This window comes from Xenorhabdus mauleonii (assembly GCF_900113945.1).
Taxonomy (GTDB): domain Bacteria; phylum Pseudomonadota; class Gammaproteobacteria; order Enterobacterales; family Enterobacteriaceae; genus Xenorhabdus; species Xenorhabdus mauleonii.
In genome coordinates, this window is record NZ_FORG01000020.1 from 43,203 (window position 1) to 59,786 (window position 16,584).

Consider the following 16,584-nt stretch of genomic DNA (forward strand, 5'->3'; position numbering starts at 1 on the left):
ATGTAGAAACTATGTAGAAAAGTAACTATATGACAGCATTGAATACAGAAACCAAAAAGGTATTGCTAAGTTCATCAGAAAGGCAAATTTATTCTACTTTCAGCAACCTAAATTAGAGCCATCATATGAAAAAACTTGAATATTCCGGCGGATGTCTGTGTGGTTATATTCGATTTACAGCAGCAGGTGAAGTTGGTGATCCTCATACATGCTCTTGTTCCATGTGCCAGCAACATTCTGGGGCATTGACGCTATGTTGGGTTGAATTTCCCAAGGCCGCCGTTCATTGGAATGGGCCGGGCGGAACACCCTCTTTATTTCGCTCCTCCGATTACTCCAGCCGAGCCTTTTGCCCGCAATGCGGAAGCTCTCTGGGAGCCATAGACGATGGCCCTACAGTCGGTTTGTTGCTGGGTAATTTTGATAGCAAAAACCGAAAAAGCCTTCACCCAGTTTCACATTCATTTGTCTCGTCACGCCCTCATTGGTGGAAAATAGACATTCACTCCAAATAGTGAGTGAAGAAACGCGTTTTGTGGAAAAATCGGGATTTTGATTCCCTACTCCGCTTTAATCTGTGGCGAAGCAGGGAATTAATTGAGGAAATTAATCGAGGGGATTAACGCTATTACGTTCTGAGGCCGCGGCCTGATTCAATCAAATACCAAGCCAGAAAGTAAAATGCAATAATAAAGGCGCTCAGCATTCCCAATGTCATCGCCAATGAAACATCAGTAATACCAAGGAAACCATATCGGAATCCACTGACCATATAGACTATCGGATTCAGTTTGGATACGGCCTGCCAGAAAGCCGGCAATAGGGTCAGGGAATAAAATACACCGCCCAAATACGTCAGCGGAGTCAGCACAAAAGTGGGAATAATGCTGATATCATCGAACGTTTTTGCAAAAATGGCATTCAGCAGCCCCGCCAATGAAAACAGAATAGATGTCGCCAACAGAGTAATCACGACCATTCCCCATGAATGCATCTGCAATGGCACGAACAATAGGGAAACCAAAGTCACTAAAATCCCCACCAATACCCCACGGGCAACTCCCCCGCCAACAAATCCAGCAATGATGATATGGGTTGGCACCGGTGCTACCAGCACTTCTTCAATGCTGCGCTGGAACTTGGCACCAAAAAAAGAGGAAGAGACATTCGAGTACGAGTTGGTGATCACAGACATCATGATCAAGCCCGGCACAATAAACTGCATATAACCAAAGCCGCCCATCTCACCTATACGGGAACCAACCAGATTGCCGAAGATAACGAAATAAAGGGACATGGTGATCACAGGAGGAAGCAACGTCTGTACCCAAATACGGCCAAAACGAGTGATTTCTTTAATCCAAATAGTTTTCAGAGCCACCCAGTACAATTGGAACATTATTTGTCTCCTTGATTGTTATTGGTCAATCCAACAAATAGTTCTTCCAGACGATTTGCTTTATTGCGCATACTGTTAATTTGAATTCCTTGAGCACTCAACTGGGCGAAAATATCATTTAACCCCTGCCCACGTTTGACATCGACTTCCAGCGTAACTGCGTCGAGTTGGCGATAAGCGTAACCCTCTACTACCGGAGTTATGCCTGTTGGTGCCAAATCAAGCAAAAACGTTTCAAGTTCAAGCTGACTGAGCAGATTTTTCATGCTTGTGTTTTCTACCAGCTCACCATGTTGAATAATGCCAATATTGCGGCACAGCATTTCCGCTTCTTCCAGATAGTGAGTTGTCAAAATGATCGTCGTCCCCTGCGCATTCAGATCTTTCAAAAATTCCCACATCGATCTGCGCAGTTCGATATCCACTCCCGCTGTAGGTTCATCAAGGATCAACAACTTAGGTTGGTGCATCAGTGCGCGGGCAATCATCAAGCGCCGTTTCATGCCGCCAGATAAACGAATAGCTCTTTCGTTGCGTTTTTCCCAAAGATCCAATTGGGTAAGATAGGTTTCTGCCCTTTCCAACGCGATATGGCGCGGCACGCCATAATATCCGGCCTGAAACAGTACAATCTGAATAACGGTTTCAAACGGGTTAAAATTGAACTCCTGTGGGACAAGCCCAAGCTGGCGTTTCGCATTGACAAGATCCGTATCAATATCGTAACCAAATACTTTGACTTTGCCGTGGCTTTTATTTACCAATGAGCTGATGATACCAATTGTGGTCGATTTTCCTGCGCCATTCGGCCCTAAAAGCGCATAGAAATCACCTACATTTACGCGCAAATCAATTCCCCGCAGTGCTTTCACACCTCCTGCATAGGTTTTTGTGAGTTGCGTTAATTCCAATGCATATGCCATAAGTAAAAAACACCTTAAATTTTTTGCTATTTTTTTGAGTGCAAGGTAGAAATTATGCCACTATTTTTCCTGCATTTCTTTGCAATGACAGGGATCAAATAAAAAACATGACTCAATAAAATATTAAATTCTCAATTAATGTTGTATATGATTCTATCTCAAAAATGTTGCCAGGCTATTCGTTATGATGAAAAAGATTGAAGAGCTGTTTGCTAGGAACAAACAGTGGTCAAAATCCGTAAATGAAGAAAACCCACATTTTTTCAAGGATTTGTCAAAAGCACAAAAACCACATTTTCTGTGGATAGGTTGTTCTGATAGCCGTGTTCCTGCGGAAAAACTGATTGATGCCGCGCCGGGTGACCTTTTTGTTCACCGGAATGTTGCCAACCTTGTTATCCATACCGATTTAAACTGTTTATCAGTTGTGCAATATGCTGTTGATGTCTTACAGGTAGAACACATCATCATCTGCGGTCACTATGGTTGCGGGGGCATTGAAGCTGCTGTAGATGGCACTGAGTTGGGCTTAATCAATAATTGGCTGCTCCATATTCGCGATTTATGGTACAAGCACAGCTCCATGCTCGGTGAATTGCCACCCCATGAGCGTTTGAACCGCTTATGCGAATTAAATGTCGTTGAACAAGTTTATAACCTCGGACACTCAACCATTATGCAATCTGCGTGGAAACGCGGGCAGAAAGTGATGATTCACGGTTGGGTATATGGTTTGAAAGATGGCGAGCTGCATGATTTGGACATCACCGCTGATAGTCGGGAAAAGCTGGAACTGAATTATCGTCAAGCAATTGCCAAACTATCTCAAATCAAATAATGCATTGAGAGTGAAAAGCGAAAAAACAAATGGCAGCTATCCGCTGCCATCTGCTCACCGCACTGAAATTACGTTTGCTTGAAGTAAAAATTAATCTTCCAGCAAAGTAACATGCCCAATGTAAGGCAAATGGCGGTAGTGCTGTGCATAATCGATGCCGTAACCAACAACAAACTTATCTTCGATCGAATAACCAATCCACTCAACTGGAACATCAACTTCACGGCGAGATGGCTTGTTCAGCAAAGTACAAATCGCTAGTGAATTCGGCCCGCGCAATCCTAAGATTTCACGGATTTTCTTCAGTGTATTGCCCGAATCAATAATGTCTTCAACGATCAACACATCTTTGCCACGAATGTCTTCATCCAGATCCTTGAGGATTTTTACATCGCGGGTAGAACTCATTTCATTGCCGTAACTGGATGCAGTCATAAAATCCACTTCGTGAGGAACCTGTACTTCACGGCATAGATCTGCCATAAAAATAAACGATCCTCTCAACAAACCAATCAGCACGAGCTCACGATCGCTATTGCGATAATGCTCTGTGATCTGTTGGCCCAGTTCAGCAATACGTTGTTTAACCTCCTGTTCGGAGATCATCACTTCTACAATATGTTTTAGTTCACTCATAACTATCTATTTTTAAACAAGAATTAAAATAAAATCAGGTATCTTTTTACGAAAAGTGATACACAGATTGATATACCGTTCACCACACAAAGACGCAGACACAAGAAAACATGAGAACAAAATATTTTGCAGAGCATATCAGAATTCACTGCCTACAGTAAAAGAAGGGTTGAATCTATGACTCGTTGCCAATAAACAGATCAGAAGGTATTAAAGATTGCGGTGACGGATAACCCATTGTGCCACCTCACCAAAGCAAACAACACAGTAGGTCATGAGATGAGGTGACTATTTCCCTGATGTTTTCCGGTATTAGAATAATTATTCTGCTAATTTTTCGCGAATTTTGCGTTCGATAAGATTACCGTTCATATCAAAATAACGGCTAGGCCAGATTTCAGACGGGTGAATGTTGAGATAATTAGCAATAATCCATTCGCCTTTAGGCCATGGGCGGCTTAATGCGTTTGCTAATGTCGATGAGCTGAGTCCAGCTTCACGGGAGACAGCCGCCAAGGTTGTACCACGTTTACGTAATGCAGCAATAATATCGGCTTGATGCCAGTCATTTCTAACGTTATTCATTCCTGCTACCCCTTCCATTAATTAATCATTGATGGTGGTGATTCAAGCAGGGTTAGCAGACCGGAGTACCCACCGGCGAGGCCGAAGCCTCCCCCGCCTGAACCACCATTGAAAGGGTGATAGCAAGCGCACTGGCAGAAATATCCTACCAGTGTTTGGGTACACAAGGCTGCTAAACCTTGACCATCGGATTTTGCCAATGGCGGGATTACTTTAACTGATTGTTTTATCTGACTCAATAACTGAATCACTAATACCAATCACTAACTCAGTCTCAATTCAATAGGTTAGGAACCTTACTGGCTTTATTTGCCGCCCATTCATCAACTTCTTTTGCCATCCATAGCATAGAACGGATACCCAGCTTGCGAGGTTTAGGAAAATTTCCCTGCCGAATCAAATGATCGATTTGTGATTTTTCCAATCCGGTCTTTTTCATCACATAGTCCAGACGAATGAAAGTCAGAGTTTCCATCATTCCTGCCCTCCCTGACTGTAAACTCGTTCCACATAACGCCCACGACCATCCCCATGCCCTAAATCCATTGAGACCAAGGCTCGTGCTTCTTGGCGGCTAAAGCCATTTTGTTGGTAAAACGCCAGTGCATCCTGTGCCCATGCATAACGCAAACTGTGGGGAGAATGGCAGCCCGTTAAACCAATTCTTGTGGTATGGGTTCGCCAATAGTTCATGGCCTGTTTGAGATCCGGTTTATCAATCAACCTTCCACCTCGTTGTTCTGCAATAGCAATTGCCTGCTCTACAGCCTCTTTCACCGCAGCAACATCCAGTACATGGGTTTGTCTTGGCCGGCCGCCTTTTGTACCGAAAACAACATAAAGTTTCGGCTCTGGTTGTTCTAACTGCTTCCGCCAACTTTTCAATGAAGCACTACATTGCACCGCTTCCTGAGAACGCAGTCCCATCAAGCGGGCAAGTTTCAATGTGACGGCAAATCCGGCATCACGCTCAAGGGCTTTCTGATACACAGTCTGAAACTTGGCATCAGGGATCGCCTGCTTCGTTCCGGCGCGGCTGGCTCCATTTAATCCCAACGCCTTATTGCTCAAACGCGGAGAGGTTTCCAGTTTCTCCCGGCCTGCCATGCGGAAAATATTACGCAGCGCAGACATTTCATTCTGCACTGTTCGTTTAGCAATGCCCTGAGATAAACGGGCATCAACGTAATGTTCTACATGCTTGGCTTTCAAGTGTCCGAGACTTTTAACCTGAATATTCAGGCTCAATAACAACGCGCCCAAACGCCCCGCAATCCGAGTGCGGTCATGGCAGGTTTTATGGCTGCCGCCACCCTGCCGGGCAAAAAATTTTAATTCCTTAATCAATCGGCTCATCTGATTCCCCTACTTAACCTTTCAACATGCAATCTCTGGCGCGCGACAGTGCTGACAAAACAGGAAATGCCTGCTTTGTCCTTGACGGATATCTGTGCGCCAGAGTGAACGCGGGTTGAGGTATTGCGGGGTATCGGTTGAGTACTCAGTACTGCCGCCTATATAAACAGGTCATCCCCACCGGCAAAAAACCAGCCTCGATATCGTCAAGTTCTCCTTTTGATGCTTTTTTAATCTATAAAATGCAGTGTCAGATTCACTGCGCTGTTAAGCAGGCATGAGCCTGTCATCGTCATGTTGTCCTTTTGCTGCGGCGTCACTTTCAGCGATAAATCCGCAAAAAGTGACGCCTTAAGTCCGCAAACAGTCAGCAAAAGTGGTGCGAGCGTTGAAATGCCAATAGGCACAGCAAAACGCCGCAAGGTTAAGGAGCAAACGGTAGCAATAAGCTAATTGTTTAGGTGTAGAGAAGCCGCCCGCTAAATATTTCAAGCAGACATAGCTAAGCATGAGCGAGATGCGCGAAAGCAATCCTGCTCATTGAGGTGAAATGAGATCGAGACGTAACTCAACCCCATAGTGCGTAAGGCTGATGGGTTTTATCACCTGACGCTAATGTGAAAAGTAAGCAAATATTCTTGCTTACCTAAGAGTGGATCTTCCCCACCCTGAAGCCAGCTACGAAAGGTAATGAAAATCACAACCTAACGCGCCTAAGTACCGTTGGTACTCTATTAGTTAAAAAGACCTTCATCGCCGGACGGTGGGTTATGTGTCCGGCGATATCTGCTTCCAAAAGTGCGCAGATGTACCGCAATTTTTGCTCTCCCTTTCAGGCTACGGGAGTTTTTCTAGTCGCTCGAAAGCGCTTCCTTTCAGACTATAGGAAGCATTGGTGACCATCGGTGATGGTGATTGAACTAACTTAGATTAACTAATCTTTTTGATAGTGGCAAGAGGGGATGATGATTTTATAAGCATACTAATAAATCTTTTATCTATGTAATCCACACACTTATCTTATTATCATAATCAAAGAAACTTCTTTCCTTTATAACTGTTCGTAATCTATAAATTAAAGAACTAATCGTTTACTCTCTGGTTCTTGATGTACAGTTATCTTAAACTATCACGGTTTATACAAAGAAAAATGGGAAGATTACCACGGGATGTTACTCTAAAGAAAAATAAGACAGGAATAGCTCAAAAAGCTTCAACCCCAACATCAATCTAGATGGAGTTATCACAACTCAATCTGCTGTGGTTCAATGATTTTGGTCACCGTCATAGAGGTGATACTCTCACTTCATCAAATCATCAATTGTTCAAGTTTTTCTAATAGGTGTATTATATATGTGGACGTGTTTTGGCAACGTAAGGAATCAATGTGTACATAAGAAAAGTTGAGATTCAGAATTTCCGAGCATTTAAAGAGTTTGAAATTATACTTTCAAACCTGAGTCTGATTATCGGTGAAAACGAAGCAGGTAAAACGAATCTATTTGATGCATTATCTCTACCTTTGAATAGTAATGACATTAGCTTCAATCAAAAAAGACTATCTGTTTCAGACATAAACCGTCAATCCATCATCGATTTCTACACTGCTATCTTGAGTAATAAGCCCGATACTGAGATTAAATCACTTATCCCCAAGGTACTCATTAAAATTGAATTTACAGCCCCTCAAGGAGCTGTTGAAGAACAAGTATTGTCTAAGTGGCTCACTCAGGATGAATCAGGACAAAGTTACTGCGTCCAGTACTCATTTAGGCCAAAAGATGAAAAAGAATTCATTGAAAACGCAAAGGAAATTCTAAATGAAGTCACTGACATCAAAGATACTCATTGGTTTTCACTTCCAATCGAACATTACGATTACGATATTACTTCGACAAATAATGGCAAAAAGGTTTCATATTCTGATTTAAAGCATATCGCAATCAACTCCATTAATGCTGAGCGTGACGATTTTTCAGATAACAGCACTCAAAAATCGAACGGAATTCTAACAAAAATGTTAGTGAACTCACTTGCATCAACGGACAAGTCACTGATCAATAGTTCATACTCTGCATTCTTCGATTCTATTGAAAATACAGATACATTTAAAAAAATAGTAAAACCAGATCCAGAGTTTAAAAATTTCTTCGATCATCTGGACAAACTGGAGTGCATACCAAATCTCCCCAACCTAAAGAGCATTTTGTCAAACATCACGCTGAAATCTGGTGAAAGCTATCTCTACCAACGCGGGCTGGGATATCGAAATCTTGTTTATATATTCCTATTATTTGAGTTCTTTAAGTCAAATAGTTACGTTTTCAATCTTTGCTGTATCGAAGAGCCTGAAGCACACTTAAGTATTAATAATCTTCGATTTGTAACCGATTTCATCTATAAAAGCACAAAAGGTAAAAAATCCTCATTACAAACACTTGTTAGCTCACACAGCCCATTAGTCATAAATAAACTAGAATTATCCAACGTGATCGTTTTGTCAGATAGTAAAGCAATCCAATTGAAAGATTCCTCCAACGAATTATCCAACTATCTTCGCAAGCGCCCAAACTTTGATATTTTAAAGTTACTTTTCAGTGATCGGACAATATTAGTGGAAGGACCAACGGAAGAAATGCTGATCAACTCAATCCTCTGTAATGATAATGAAAATATTAATCGAGTTGAGGTCATATCGATTGGACAAAAAGGATACAAGACGTTTATGGATATATGGTTACAAGTAAATAAAAACAATAGCCAAAAAAAGCTTGGTATCATCCGTGATTATGACAATCAATATAATGCTAAAGCTGAGCATGATAGGTACGATGATGACAACGATAATATAATCGTCAGAACAACAGAAAAGTACACACTTGAAGATGACCTAGTTAGTGCTGGAAATAACCTTACGAGTCTACAAACCATTTTTGGTAGAAAGACTGACAACGATGAAAAAATGGTTAAGTTTCTGAAAGATGGTAAAGCTGAATGTATGCTGCGGATATGCGATGCTATTTTTCAAAAGGATAAGACTCAGAACATTACATTACCCAAGCATATTCAAGATGTTCTGGAGTTCATGAAATGATTGAAATTCAAATTGCTGGTGCTGGTGCTGGTAAAACTTTTGGATTGGCTCAAAAGATAGCTGAGCATTATGATCCAAAGTGTCACAAAAATATATTTGCAATAACTTATACCAATGACGCATCGAAAAACATTTCCGATGCAATTATTAAACAGCTTGGATTTCTACCTGATAACATCAAGGTTCAAACAGTCCATACGTTTCTTTTGAATGAGATAATCTACCCGTACTCACCATTTGTGCTGAATGAAACGTATACTACCTCTTCACGTTGCCAATTAAGTTTTGCTGATACTAAAGGAAAACACAAAACTAGAGTGACTAAAAGTTTCATCCTTAAGAAATTAAAAAATAAAGGAATAATGCATGTTGAAGAAGTTTATTCAGCTGCATGGCGTATCGTTGACGAGTCGCATTCGATTCATTGTTCAAAATCAAAGAAGGCAAAAGTGCATCGAGTTCTAGAAATATTAGGATTCTGTATTGATAAAATTTTCCTAGACGAGGCTCAAGACCTTGATCAGACAGCGCTTAAATTATTTAAGGAAATTGGTGAAAAATCTGTTGATATATATATGGTTGGAGATCCTAAACAAGCTATCAAGTATCCTGAATCATTCAAAGAATTTCTAAAAAACAACGAAAGTAACAAATTAATAACATATCATCCCAACATCAGTACATCTCGAAGGGTTCCGCAAAACATCTTAAATATATCCAATCGATTTTGCCCTGAAAATCAGAAACAAAGAAGCCTGTCAAAAACTACGGGAAAACTTAAATACATAGTTTCAACTACTCCTAATTATGAAGATTTTCTTAAAAAACACATTCAATCAGGAAGTTTGGTTAGTATCTACCAAAAGACGGGCAACTACTCAACAAAAAGCATAAATTCAAAGCCTGAGTTTGATCTTGACATTGAAGAGTTACTCATCGAACACAATAAAAATATTGATCACGAGCTGTTAATAGGCACAGCAAAGACTTGGTTAGCTAAGATAGTACCTACTCAATCACCGTCAGCTTCAGTTACACAGTTTTTAGAAGAATTCCATATTCCCTACAGCTCCAGAACTTATGCGCAGCTTTGTCATACCATAAATTCTTACGATTCATCAAAATCAAATATAGCAAAATACGCGATAAGCAGCATCACTAGAACGAAGGGATTAGAGTCAGATACATGTATTCTTGTCTTAACTCCAAGTATCCATAAGTATTTGATGCAAAGTGGCATTAAGAATAGCGAAAAATACAATAAAATGTGGAATCTAGTTTATGTCGCATTGACACGAACAAAATCCAACTTTATCGTTGCTGTTGATAAAGACTTATTTAATACAACAACGACAGTGGATAAAGTGATTGCTGACTTAGTGACTCTGGGATTTTCAGAACTTGAATAGCAGTGATAACATATGCGCTTAAGTATCAACCATGTTTTCAGCCCATAAGCTCTAACTCATTATTTTACTTACGATAACGATTAGCATGAACAAGATGGGCAGGCTTTACCTTTAATAAAACTTTGCCATATTTCAACTAATCCCTCTGTCTAACGATAGGTAAATTGATCTAATTCACTTTTGTCCAAATATTAGTTAGCTATTAATATCCGCTTTGCTCATAGCAGTCTGTCGGAATAGGTTGAATCCTGACTATCAGAGTGCACAAATCCATTGGTGATTACGAAACAAAATAGCTCTTAAATATGGTCGGAAGATCTGTTTAATCTTCCGACTTTCTTTTTATAGGCACTGAATGAGGTACTCTCGCTCATTTTTTAAAACTATTATTTCAAATAACACTATGCCGTTTGTACAAAAAATAAACCATCAATTTCATTTTCTTCTTTATTTCGAATAAACAAGTAGCCAATGGCATCAGATAAACCTAATGCATCTTGAAACGGAGCAGGAAAATCGGCCGAATAAACCTGGCATACAAAGTGATAATCATTTTCAATATCACCAATATCATCTAATCCATTAGGTGTTTTTTCTGAAAAAAGTGAAATCATTGGGTAATCATTATCATCCATTTCCATATCTAAAAAACTAACACTTCTTTCTGGTATGAATTTATCATTATCTTCCAAGGTATCATTAGTCAAAGAATATGAAACAAACGTAAAACCTGACTTAATGAGATCAAGCTCTTGATCATCACCAAAATAAGTAATGTTATCAAGGAAGTAATCATCACTGGAATAAGTTGAAAACACAGACAAATACCCCGATGTTGGCAATACTCCTTGAGGTATCCGAGAAGACAATTTTTCGCAATCGATAGAAAACAGATGAAGTAATTTTTCGCCATTTGGATTTACAGGCCACTGTGATACATATCCTTTTTTTCCCCCTAGAATAAAACCAGAGTTATTATTAAAGGTTTCTTCTACAACAATTCGTGTAAGACTATACATGTAACATTTCTCCTATTTACAAGTGCCAGCATTTTTAACCTTATTTGATAATTCTCTGTAGAATTTCTTGGCCTGTTTTTTCATTCTTTTCACTCTACTAGCAGGAACACCAGATTTTCTTAAACCACCAGAAGTGATATCAAGTTCTCTTTTCAACGTTGACGCAAATATTCGTGCCTCAACAGCTCATGCGCTTGAAATTTATCGCCAACATGAGTTGTCCCATTTAATTCACCATATGTACCCAACTCGAATAACTTAGCAAACCCAAGCGGAACAACCCATAATAATGGATTCGGCGCATATTGATACAGATTGATACCACCATTTAATCCTACCGGGTTCGGCGTAATAAATCATCCCAATCTTAGGCGAATAATATCGGTAAAATTATCTACAAATAAAAATTTCTAATTACTGAATTTCAATATATTGGATACATAACCGACTCTTTGGGGGATTACATCCCCCTAGAATTTTATAATTTAAAGATATCACAGTAATTAAACCTGCATTACTTTGAGGAAGTTAATGTTAAGTTCATTTGAATGACAAAAATCGACAAACTTCTGAGACACAATCAATCTTTCTTTAAAATTTGTATCCCTTGCGATATAAAAATCCAATTCATCACAATTTTTATATATTGCCTTTGTTAAAATTTTCCTTCCATTACTCAACGACCTAAATTCTGAATTTTCAGTGTCAACTAAATTCAAAAAGACATTAATAAAACACATATAGTAAACATACTCACCTTCTTCACAATTTACAATACACTCAAATCCTTTAATGTCATCGATGAATGTACTTTCAAATGCTTTCATTGCCTTTTTTGAAAAAACAGGTATTCCAATATTGGCAGGAAGATAATCAGAAGACAATAGATTATCTAATTTTATATTTTTTTGAGACTGGCAGCGAGGTTTCATAAAATTAAGAAAATTACCATCTTCTTTATTCCAAATAAAGTAAGATGATAACCGTCCTTTAGAGTCATTGATATCAATGACATCTCCATTTGATTTTAAAGTACTGTCTAATTCATATAGTATCATTATCGTCCCCTCTATGATGCACAAGTATATTTTCCAGTTTGGAATCCAGACCTTCGTTCTTGTTGCAGATTTAATATTTCTCGTTGTATACGTCTATAGTCCCACTTTTCTTCTTTAGCTATTTCGTATAAAGCATCAAACTCGGCTGTCATAGCTTTATTATATGCAACATGCTCTACTGTCCATCCTCTATGTAAGCCAAGATTTGGGTTTGGATCAATTCCTTTAGCCACAGGTAAATACATCATATTTGATGCGCCATTAATGCTCATTCTGGAATTCACAAATAATGGGTGATTACGAAGAGAATAAGGAACAATGTGTTGTCTCTGATAGCCTCGTTTAGTATCCATCCACGTAGGAAAACGATCTAATCCCAGTGGGTCGATCCAAGATAAAGGGTTAGGGGCATACGCATATAAATTGATGCCCCCGTTCAACCCAATGGGATCTGGCGAAATAAACCTGCCAATCTCAGGGGCATAAAATCTGTAAGTATTAAAGTGCAGCCCCGTCTCTTTGTCAAAATATTGCCCTGCATAGCGCAGATTCTGGTCAAAGTTCCGGGATGAACGTTCTGTGTCGGTAAAATAGGCTATCGTGGTACTGTTAACGGCACCAAAGGCGTCATATTTCCCTGACCACGCAATTTTCCCGTCTTCATCCGTGACCTCCAACGGGGCACCATTAATATCGGTGTGATACCAGAAATAATCACGTATTTCCCCCTTAGCAACGATACAAGCCAACGGCGTATAGCTATCATGGGACTCGTAACAATAGGTCTGGATTTTTCCCGTATTTGCATTACGCTCCTGCAATAATTTCAGTCCGTGCCAGACAAAATCCGTCTGTTCCTGCTGTAGTGTGCCCGTCGGCCATGTTGTCACCACCTTGCGGATACGTCGGCCAAGCGCATCATAATGATAGATGGCCTTCATGCCGTTGCCTTCGGCGAGCGTCAGGCGGTTATCACCATCGTAGCGGTAGGTCTGCCGATTGCTGGCACTGGTGCCACGGCTGATAACATTGCCATGTGCATCATGTTCATAATGCCACTGGTTCCACTGCACCAGCCTGTCACCTTGTGGGGTCAGGTATTTTTTCTGCTCAGCCTCTTTTTCCATCATGGATTGAGGACGCTCCAGCAGGTTATCGGCGCGGTCGTACCACAACATTTCTTCAAAGCTGTCCACGCTGGTGACTTTTTTCAGCCGGCTTTCCGAGTCATACAGATATTCCACCCAACCACGATAATGGTCTTCCATCAGGGACAGATCATCCTGTTGGTCGTAATGCCATGCTCGCCAGGGTTTACCTTGTCCGATAGCGGCAGATTTATCCCTGGCACTGTATTGGCTGATGCGGCGTCCCAATGGGTCATATTCACGGAATTGGAATAAGTTACCTTGTGTCCGGCTGGTTTCACGGTGCAGGTTGTCACGTTCAAACTCTATAATCATCTGCTGATTGTGGCGAATGGCACTGAGATGACCGGAACCATAGTAAAGCCAGCACAGGGTATCGCCTCGTGGCAGGGTCAGTTCAGTGAGGTTATCCATTTCATCGTGACTGAATTGAAGAATATCCTCACCGTTCTGTTCCCGAATCACCCGCCCCAACGCATCATATTCAAAGTTGATCGTATTCGGCAGCAACCCCAGTTGTTTCCCTACCGTATTGGGTACGCGGGCTGCTTCCAGTAACCGCCCCATTTTATCCCACTGGTACTGGTAACTGTCGGTGTCGGTTTCCCGCTTGATAAGATTATCCGCCGCATCGTAATGCAGGTAGACCGGACGCACAGGTTGCCGGAAGACGCGATCGCCCATGCGTTTTTCCGCACTCAACAAACCGGCGGCATTGTATTCATAGTGGATCAGGGTGTCGTCAGGGCGGATTTCTTCAATCAAACGTCCTTCCGCATCACGATTGAGCAAATAACGGCCACCATTGGCATTATCAATCTGTATCAGATGCCCTTCGGGACTGTAGTGATAGCTGATTTGACGTTGCAGGCGGTCGGTGGCACAAACCACCTGTCCCAGTGCATTATATTCCCAGTAACGGGAGGTATTTTCATTACGCTGGTGATGGGTAAGCTGACCAGCATTGTCCCACGCCATTTGCTCTGTCGAACCATCAGGATAGGTAACGAGCACTAGCTGGCCGTTATCATCATAGCGATAACTCACCGTTTCTATTAGGGCATTGGTAAAGCGGCTCAGCCGATTTTCATCATCATAGCGCCATTCACTGCTCTGGCCGGAACAATCGGTATGCCGGATCAGCTGTCCCTGACCGTTCCACATAAAACGGCTTTCTCCGCCTTTGGCATCAATGCGCTGATAAGGCCGCAACGTATTTAAACTATAGTGATAGCGGGTAGTTTGTTTGAGTGGTGAGGTTTCACTGACCAGACGCCCAAATTCATCATAATACAGTGCGGTTTCTGTGCCATCCGGCCAGAAAATAAAAGTCAGTCTGTCAGTATCATTCTGATATTGCCACTGGGTCTGATTGCCGTTGCCATCGGTCATGCTTAAAAGGCGGCCGAGTTTATCCCATTCTCCCTGTCTGGTATGGCCTTCGGCATCTTTATACCCGTTCGGCAGGCCGAATTCATCCCATAAAATATGATGCTCAGTACCGTTACGGTCAGTACAGTGAATAATCTGGTGTTCTTCATTCAGTGTCCAGATGGTATGGGAACCATCGTACCAATGCGCAGTGCGGGTCTGGTTTTTATCATCATAATCCAACCGATAGCCCGCGCCTTCGCTGGTTTTTTGGCTGATAACCCGCCACAATCCGTCTTCCGTTTGTTCCCATTCATAATTACAACGCAGTCCTCGCGTGTCCTGATGCCAGGCCATCATGCCGTGCACTGTCCAGCCGAATTGGCGCTGGAGGTGATCATTGCGATGATTGATGCCAATCAGTTGGGCGTTCTCATTGTAGTGATAGTGACAAAGGCGCACACGCTGACCGTTATACAATTCCCGCCAGACGGTGGTGAGCCGGGAAACGGCTTTGCCATTGATTTCCATGACTTCATAATCACAATACAGGTTTAATCCGCCGTTGCCTGTGATATTCACCATCTGCTGCTGATCGTTGTAATGGAAACGCTGTTCGTTGCCGACATTATCGCGAATATGGCTTAAGCGGCTGATACCCTCATTATCAAAGATGGCATAGTGATACACCAGTTCGCCCGCATCACGGATTTCCCATTCGCCGTCTTCCGTGTGTATCAGCCAGCTTTGAGCATCGGGGCAGAAACAACGGTGGCCTTCCGGCACATCCGGGAACGGCACAATATCACCGGATAAGTTGCGCCAGAGAATACCTTCTTCAACACGTATAAGCTGGCTTTCCCAAAATAAATTCCAGCCCTGACCGAACACGCTGTCATATTGATAATTGCTCAAGTAGCTACGCTGCCAGTACAGCGGCAATTCCGCCTCAAAAACGAAATCCAGCTCGTCTTCATCGTTCAGGAACTTCTGTCCGGCAATCACTTCGATTGGATTCATCAGAATCCCGGCTACCGGTAGCGCCACACCAAGCCAACCCAGACGGCAGGCAATTTTGCTGATTTTCCCGGCTCCCGGTATCCTGCTGAACAGTTTTTGCAATGCACCGGGCCCCTTAGATACCGCACCACCAAAGCTGAACAGCCCCGCAGCAAACATGGTTAAATCAGAAACGGTATACGCCCATTTGGAAACTTCCGGTGTAATCTTTTCCGTTGTCGCTGTACCCCCACCGATAATGACATTCGATGAACCGGTCATAACTGTTGCATCACAGGTCGTCTTATCCCCCACCCGTGATGCAGGTAATCCATTAATGAAGACGGAATCAGAGCCTTGTGCCATCTGACGAATGCCATCTTCTTTACTGCATTCCACCAGGCTTCGTGTCGCGATGGCCGCCGCCTTGTTATTAATAAAGACATTGGGGGAACCACTGGTAATGGTTCCGCAGGGACTTCGTGACGAAGCACCGGCCGAAACGCAGGCATCACGTGCCTTGTCCCCTAAAGCCCCCGCCGCCATTCCCACAGCAATGGAAGCACCAATCAACAAAACGCCAACCCCAATACAGGAGGCCGCTACCCCTGCCACAAAAAGAAAGCCTGCGGCAACCGCGCCTGCTGCTGAAATCAATGAACCTATGATTGTTCCACCAATCAATCCGGCCATTGCACTGGAATGGCCTATCGTATCGCCAAGCCTTGCTGCTTCTGGCATAGTCTTCT

Annotated in this window: 15 protein-coding genes; 4 read left to right on the forward strand and 11 right to left on the reverse strand. The window is 42.0% G+C overall.

Annotation, left to right across the window (positions count from 1 at the left end):
- Nucleotides 1-125 precede the first annotated feature (125 nt).
- The gene (locus BM100_RS16550; RefSeq protein ID WP_092512935.1) at nucleotides 126-515 is read left to right on the forward strand and encodes a GFA family protein; all 390 of its coding nucleotides are present in this window, start codon (nucleotides 126-128) and stop codon (nucleotides 513-515) included.
- 113 nt (nucleotides 516-628) lie between these two features.
- Here the strand turns inward: BM100_RS16550 and BM100_RS16555 are convergent, their stop codons facing one another.
- Both BM100_RS16555 and BM100_RS16560 read right to left on the reverse strand, forming a co-directional pair.
- On the reverse strand, nucleotides 629-1,399 hold the full coding sequence (locus BM100_RS16555; RefSeq protein ID WP_092512937.1) for an ABC transporter permease: 771 nt from the start codon (nucleotides 1,397-1,399) through the stop codon (nucleotides 629-631).
- A complete protein-coding gene (locus BM100_RS16560) occupies nucleotides 1,399-2,322 on the reverse strand; it encodes an ABC transporter ATP-binding protein (RefSeq protein ID WP_092512939.1) in 924 nt (307 codons plus the stop codon). The genes BM100_RS16555 and BM100_RS16560 overlap by 1 nt, the downstream gene beginning before the upstream one ends.
- Nucleotides 2,323-2,506: 184 nt before the next feature.
- Here BM100_RS16560 and can point away from each other — a divergent pair, with 184 nt between their 5' ends.
- Nucleotides 2,507-3,160 carry a carbonate dehydratase gene (gene can / locus BM100_RS16565; protein ID WP_092512941.1) on the forward strand — a complete coding sequence of 218 codons (654 nt, stop codon included), beginning with the start codon at nucleotides 2,507-2,509 and terminating at the stop codon, nucleotides 3,158-3,160.
- Nucleotides 3,161-3,250: 90 nt separating this feature from the next.
- Here the strand turns inward: can and hpt are convergent, their stop codons facing one another.
- The 6 genes from hpt to BM100_RS23165 form a co-directional block, all read right to left on the reverse strand.
- Nucleotides 3,251-3,796 (reverse strand): hypoxanthine phosphoribosyltransferase, encoded by a 546-nt coding sequence (gene hpt / locus BM100_RS16570; protein ID WP_092512943.1) that lies wholly within the window; start codon nucleotides 3,794-3,796, stop codon nucleotides 3,251-3,253.
- 321 nt (nucleotides 3,797-4,117) lie between these two features.
- On the reverse strand, nucleotides 4,118-4,381 hold the full coding sequence (locus BM100_RS16575) for a helix-turn-helix domain-containing protein (RefSeq protein WP_092512945.1): 264 nt from the start codon (nucleotides 4,379-4,381) through the stop codon (nucleotides 4,118-4,120).
- Between the two features lie 17 nt (nucleotides 4,382-4,398).
- Nucleotides 4,399-4,620: a hypothetical protein gene (locus tag BM100_RS22655; RefSeq protein ID WP_139216981.1), complete on the reverse strand. Its 222-nt coding sequence runs from the start codon at nucleotides 4,618-4,620 to the stop codon at nucleotides 4,399-4,401.
- Nucleotides 4,621-4,655: 35 nt separating this feature from the next.
- Entirely contained in the window at nucleotides 4,656-4,859 is a 204-nt protein-coding gene (locus BM100_RS16580) for a helix-turn-helix transcriptional regulator (protein ID WP_420855326.1), read from the reverse strand.
- Nucleotides 4,856-5,737: an integrase domain-containing protein gene (locus BM100_RS16585; protein ID WP_092512947.1), complete on the reverse strand. Its 882-nt coding sequence runs from the start codon at nucleotides 5,735-5,737 to the stop codon at nucleotides 4,856-4,858. Before BM100_RS16585 ends, BM100_RS16580 begins: the two co-directional genes overlap by 4 nt.
- A 230-nt stretch (nucleotides 5,738-5,967) precedes the next feature.
- Nucleotides 5,968-6,144, reverse strand: coding sequence for a hypothetical protein (locus tag BM100_RS23165; RefSeq protein ID WP_169924742.1), 177 nt, complete (start codon nucleotides 6,142-6,144; stop codon nucleotides 5,968-5,970).
- A 980-nt stretch (nucleotides 6,145-7,124) separates the two neighbouring features.
- Here BM100_RS23165 and BM100_RS16590 point away from each other — a divergent pair.
- Together BM100_RS16590 and BM100_RS16595 are read left to right on the forward strand one after the other, a co-directional pair.
- Complete coding sequence (locus tag BM100_RS16590) at nucleotides 7,125-8,831, forward strand: ATP-dependent nuclease (protein ID WP_092512949.1); 1,707 nt, start codon at nucleotides 7,125-7,127, stop codon at nucleotides 8,829-8,831.
- Nucleotides 8,828-10,240, forward strand: coding sequence for a UvrD-helicase domain-containing protein (locus BM100_RS16595; RefSeq protein WP_092512951.1), 1,413 nt, complete (start codon nucleotides 8,828-8,830; stop codon nucleotides 10,238-10,240). The genes BM100_RS16590 and BM100_RS16595 overlap by 4 nt, the downstream gene beginning before the upstream one ends.
- A 401-nt stretch (nucleotides 10,241-10,641) precedes the next feature.
- Here BM100_RS16595 and BM100_RS16600 read toward each other — a convergent pair whose 3' ends face one another.
- From BM100_RS16600 to BM100_RS16615, 3 genes are all read right to left on the reverse strand, one after another.
- Nucleotides 10,642-11,259, reverse strand: coding sequence for a YwqG family protein (locus tag BM100_RS16600; RefSeq protein WP_092512953.1), 618 nt, complete (start codon nucleotides 11,257-11,259; stop codon nucleotides 10,642-10,644).
- A gap of 503 nt (nucleotides 11,260-11,762) precedes the next feature.
- Nucleotides 11,763-12,317 (reverse strand): hypothetical protein, encoded by a 555-nt coding sequence (locus tag BM100_RS16610; protein WP_092512955.1) that lies wholly within the window; start codon nucleotides 12,315-12,317, stop codon nucleotides 11,763-11,765.
- Nucleotides 12,318-12,328: 11 nt separating this feature from the next.
- Nucleotides 12,329-16,576 carry an RHS repeat-associated core domain-containing protein gene (locus BM100_RS16615; protein WP_092512957.1) on the reverse strand — a complete coding sequence of 1,416 codons (4,248 nt, stop codon included), beginning with the start codon at nucleotides 16,574-16,576 and terminating at the stop codon, nucleotides 12,329-12,331.
- Between the last annotated feature and the right edge of the window lie 8 nt (nucleotides 16,577-16,584).

What these genes read in the sequence shown, in the direction of transcription:
- BM100_RS16550 (WP_092512935.1), top strand. Translation starts at nt 126, where the DNA reads ATGAAAAAACTTGAATATTCCGGCGGATGTCTGTGTGGTTATATTCGA.
- BM100_RS16585 (WP_092512947.1), bottom strand. Translation starts at nt 5,737, where the DNA reads ATGAGCCGATTGATTAAGGAATTAAAATTTTTTGCCCGGCAGGGTGGC.
- BM100_RS16595 (WP_092512951.1), top strand. Translation starts at nt 8,828, where the DNA reads ATGATTGAAATTCAAATTGCTGGTGCTGGTGCTGGTAAAACTTTTGGA.
- BM100_RS16580 (WP_420855326.1), bottom strand. Translation starts at nt 4,859, where the DNA reads ATGATGGAAACTCTGACTTTCATTCGTCTGGACTATGTGATGAAAAAG.
- BM100_RS16575 (WP_092512945.1), bottom strand. Translation starts at nt 4,381, where the DNA reads ATGAATAACGTTAGAAATGACTGGCATCAAGCCGATATTATTGCTGCA.
- BM100_RS16615 (WP_092512957.1), bottom strand. Translation starts at nt 16,576, where the DNA reads ATGCCAGAAGCAGCAAGGCTTGGCGATACGATAGGCCATTCCAGTGCA.
- BM100_RS16600 (WP_092512953.1), bottom strand. Translation starts at nt 11,259, where the DNA reads ATGTATAGTCTTACACGAATTGTTGTAGAAGAAACCTTTAATAATAAC.
- can (WP_092512941.1), top strand. Translation starts at nt 2,507, where the DNA reads ATGATGAAAAAGATTGAAGAGCTGTTTGCTAGGAACAAACAGTGGTCA.
- BM100_RS16610 (WP_092512955.1), bottom strand. Translation starts at nt 12,317, where the DNA reads ATGATACTATATGAATTAGACAGTACTTTAAAATCAAATGGAGATGTC.
- hpt (WP_092512943.1), bottom strand. Translation starts at nt 3,796, where the DNA reads ATGAGTGAACTAAAACATATTGTAGAAGTGATGATCTCCGAACAGGAG.
- BM100_RS16555 (WP_092512937.1), bottom strand. Translation starts at nt 1,399, where the DNA reads ATGTTCCAATTGTACTGGGTGGCTCTGAAAACTATTTGGATTAAAGAA.
- BM100_RS16560 (WP_092512939.1), bottom strand. Translation starts at nt 2,322, where the DNA reads ATGGCATATGCATTGGAATTAACGCAACTCACAAAAACCTATGCAGGA.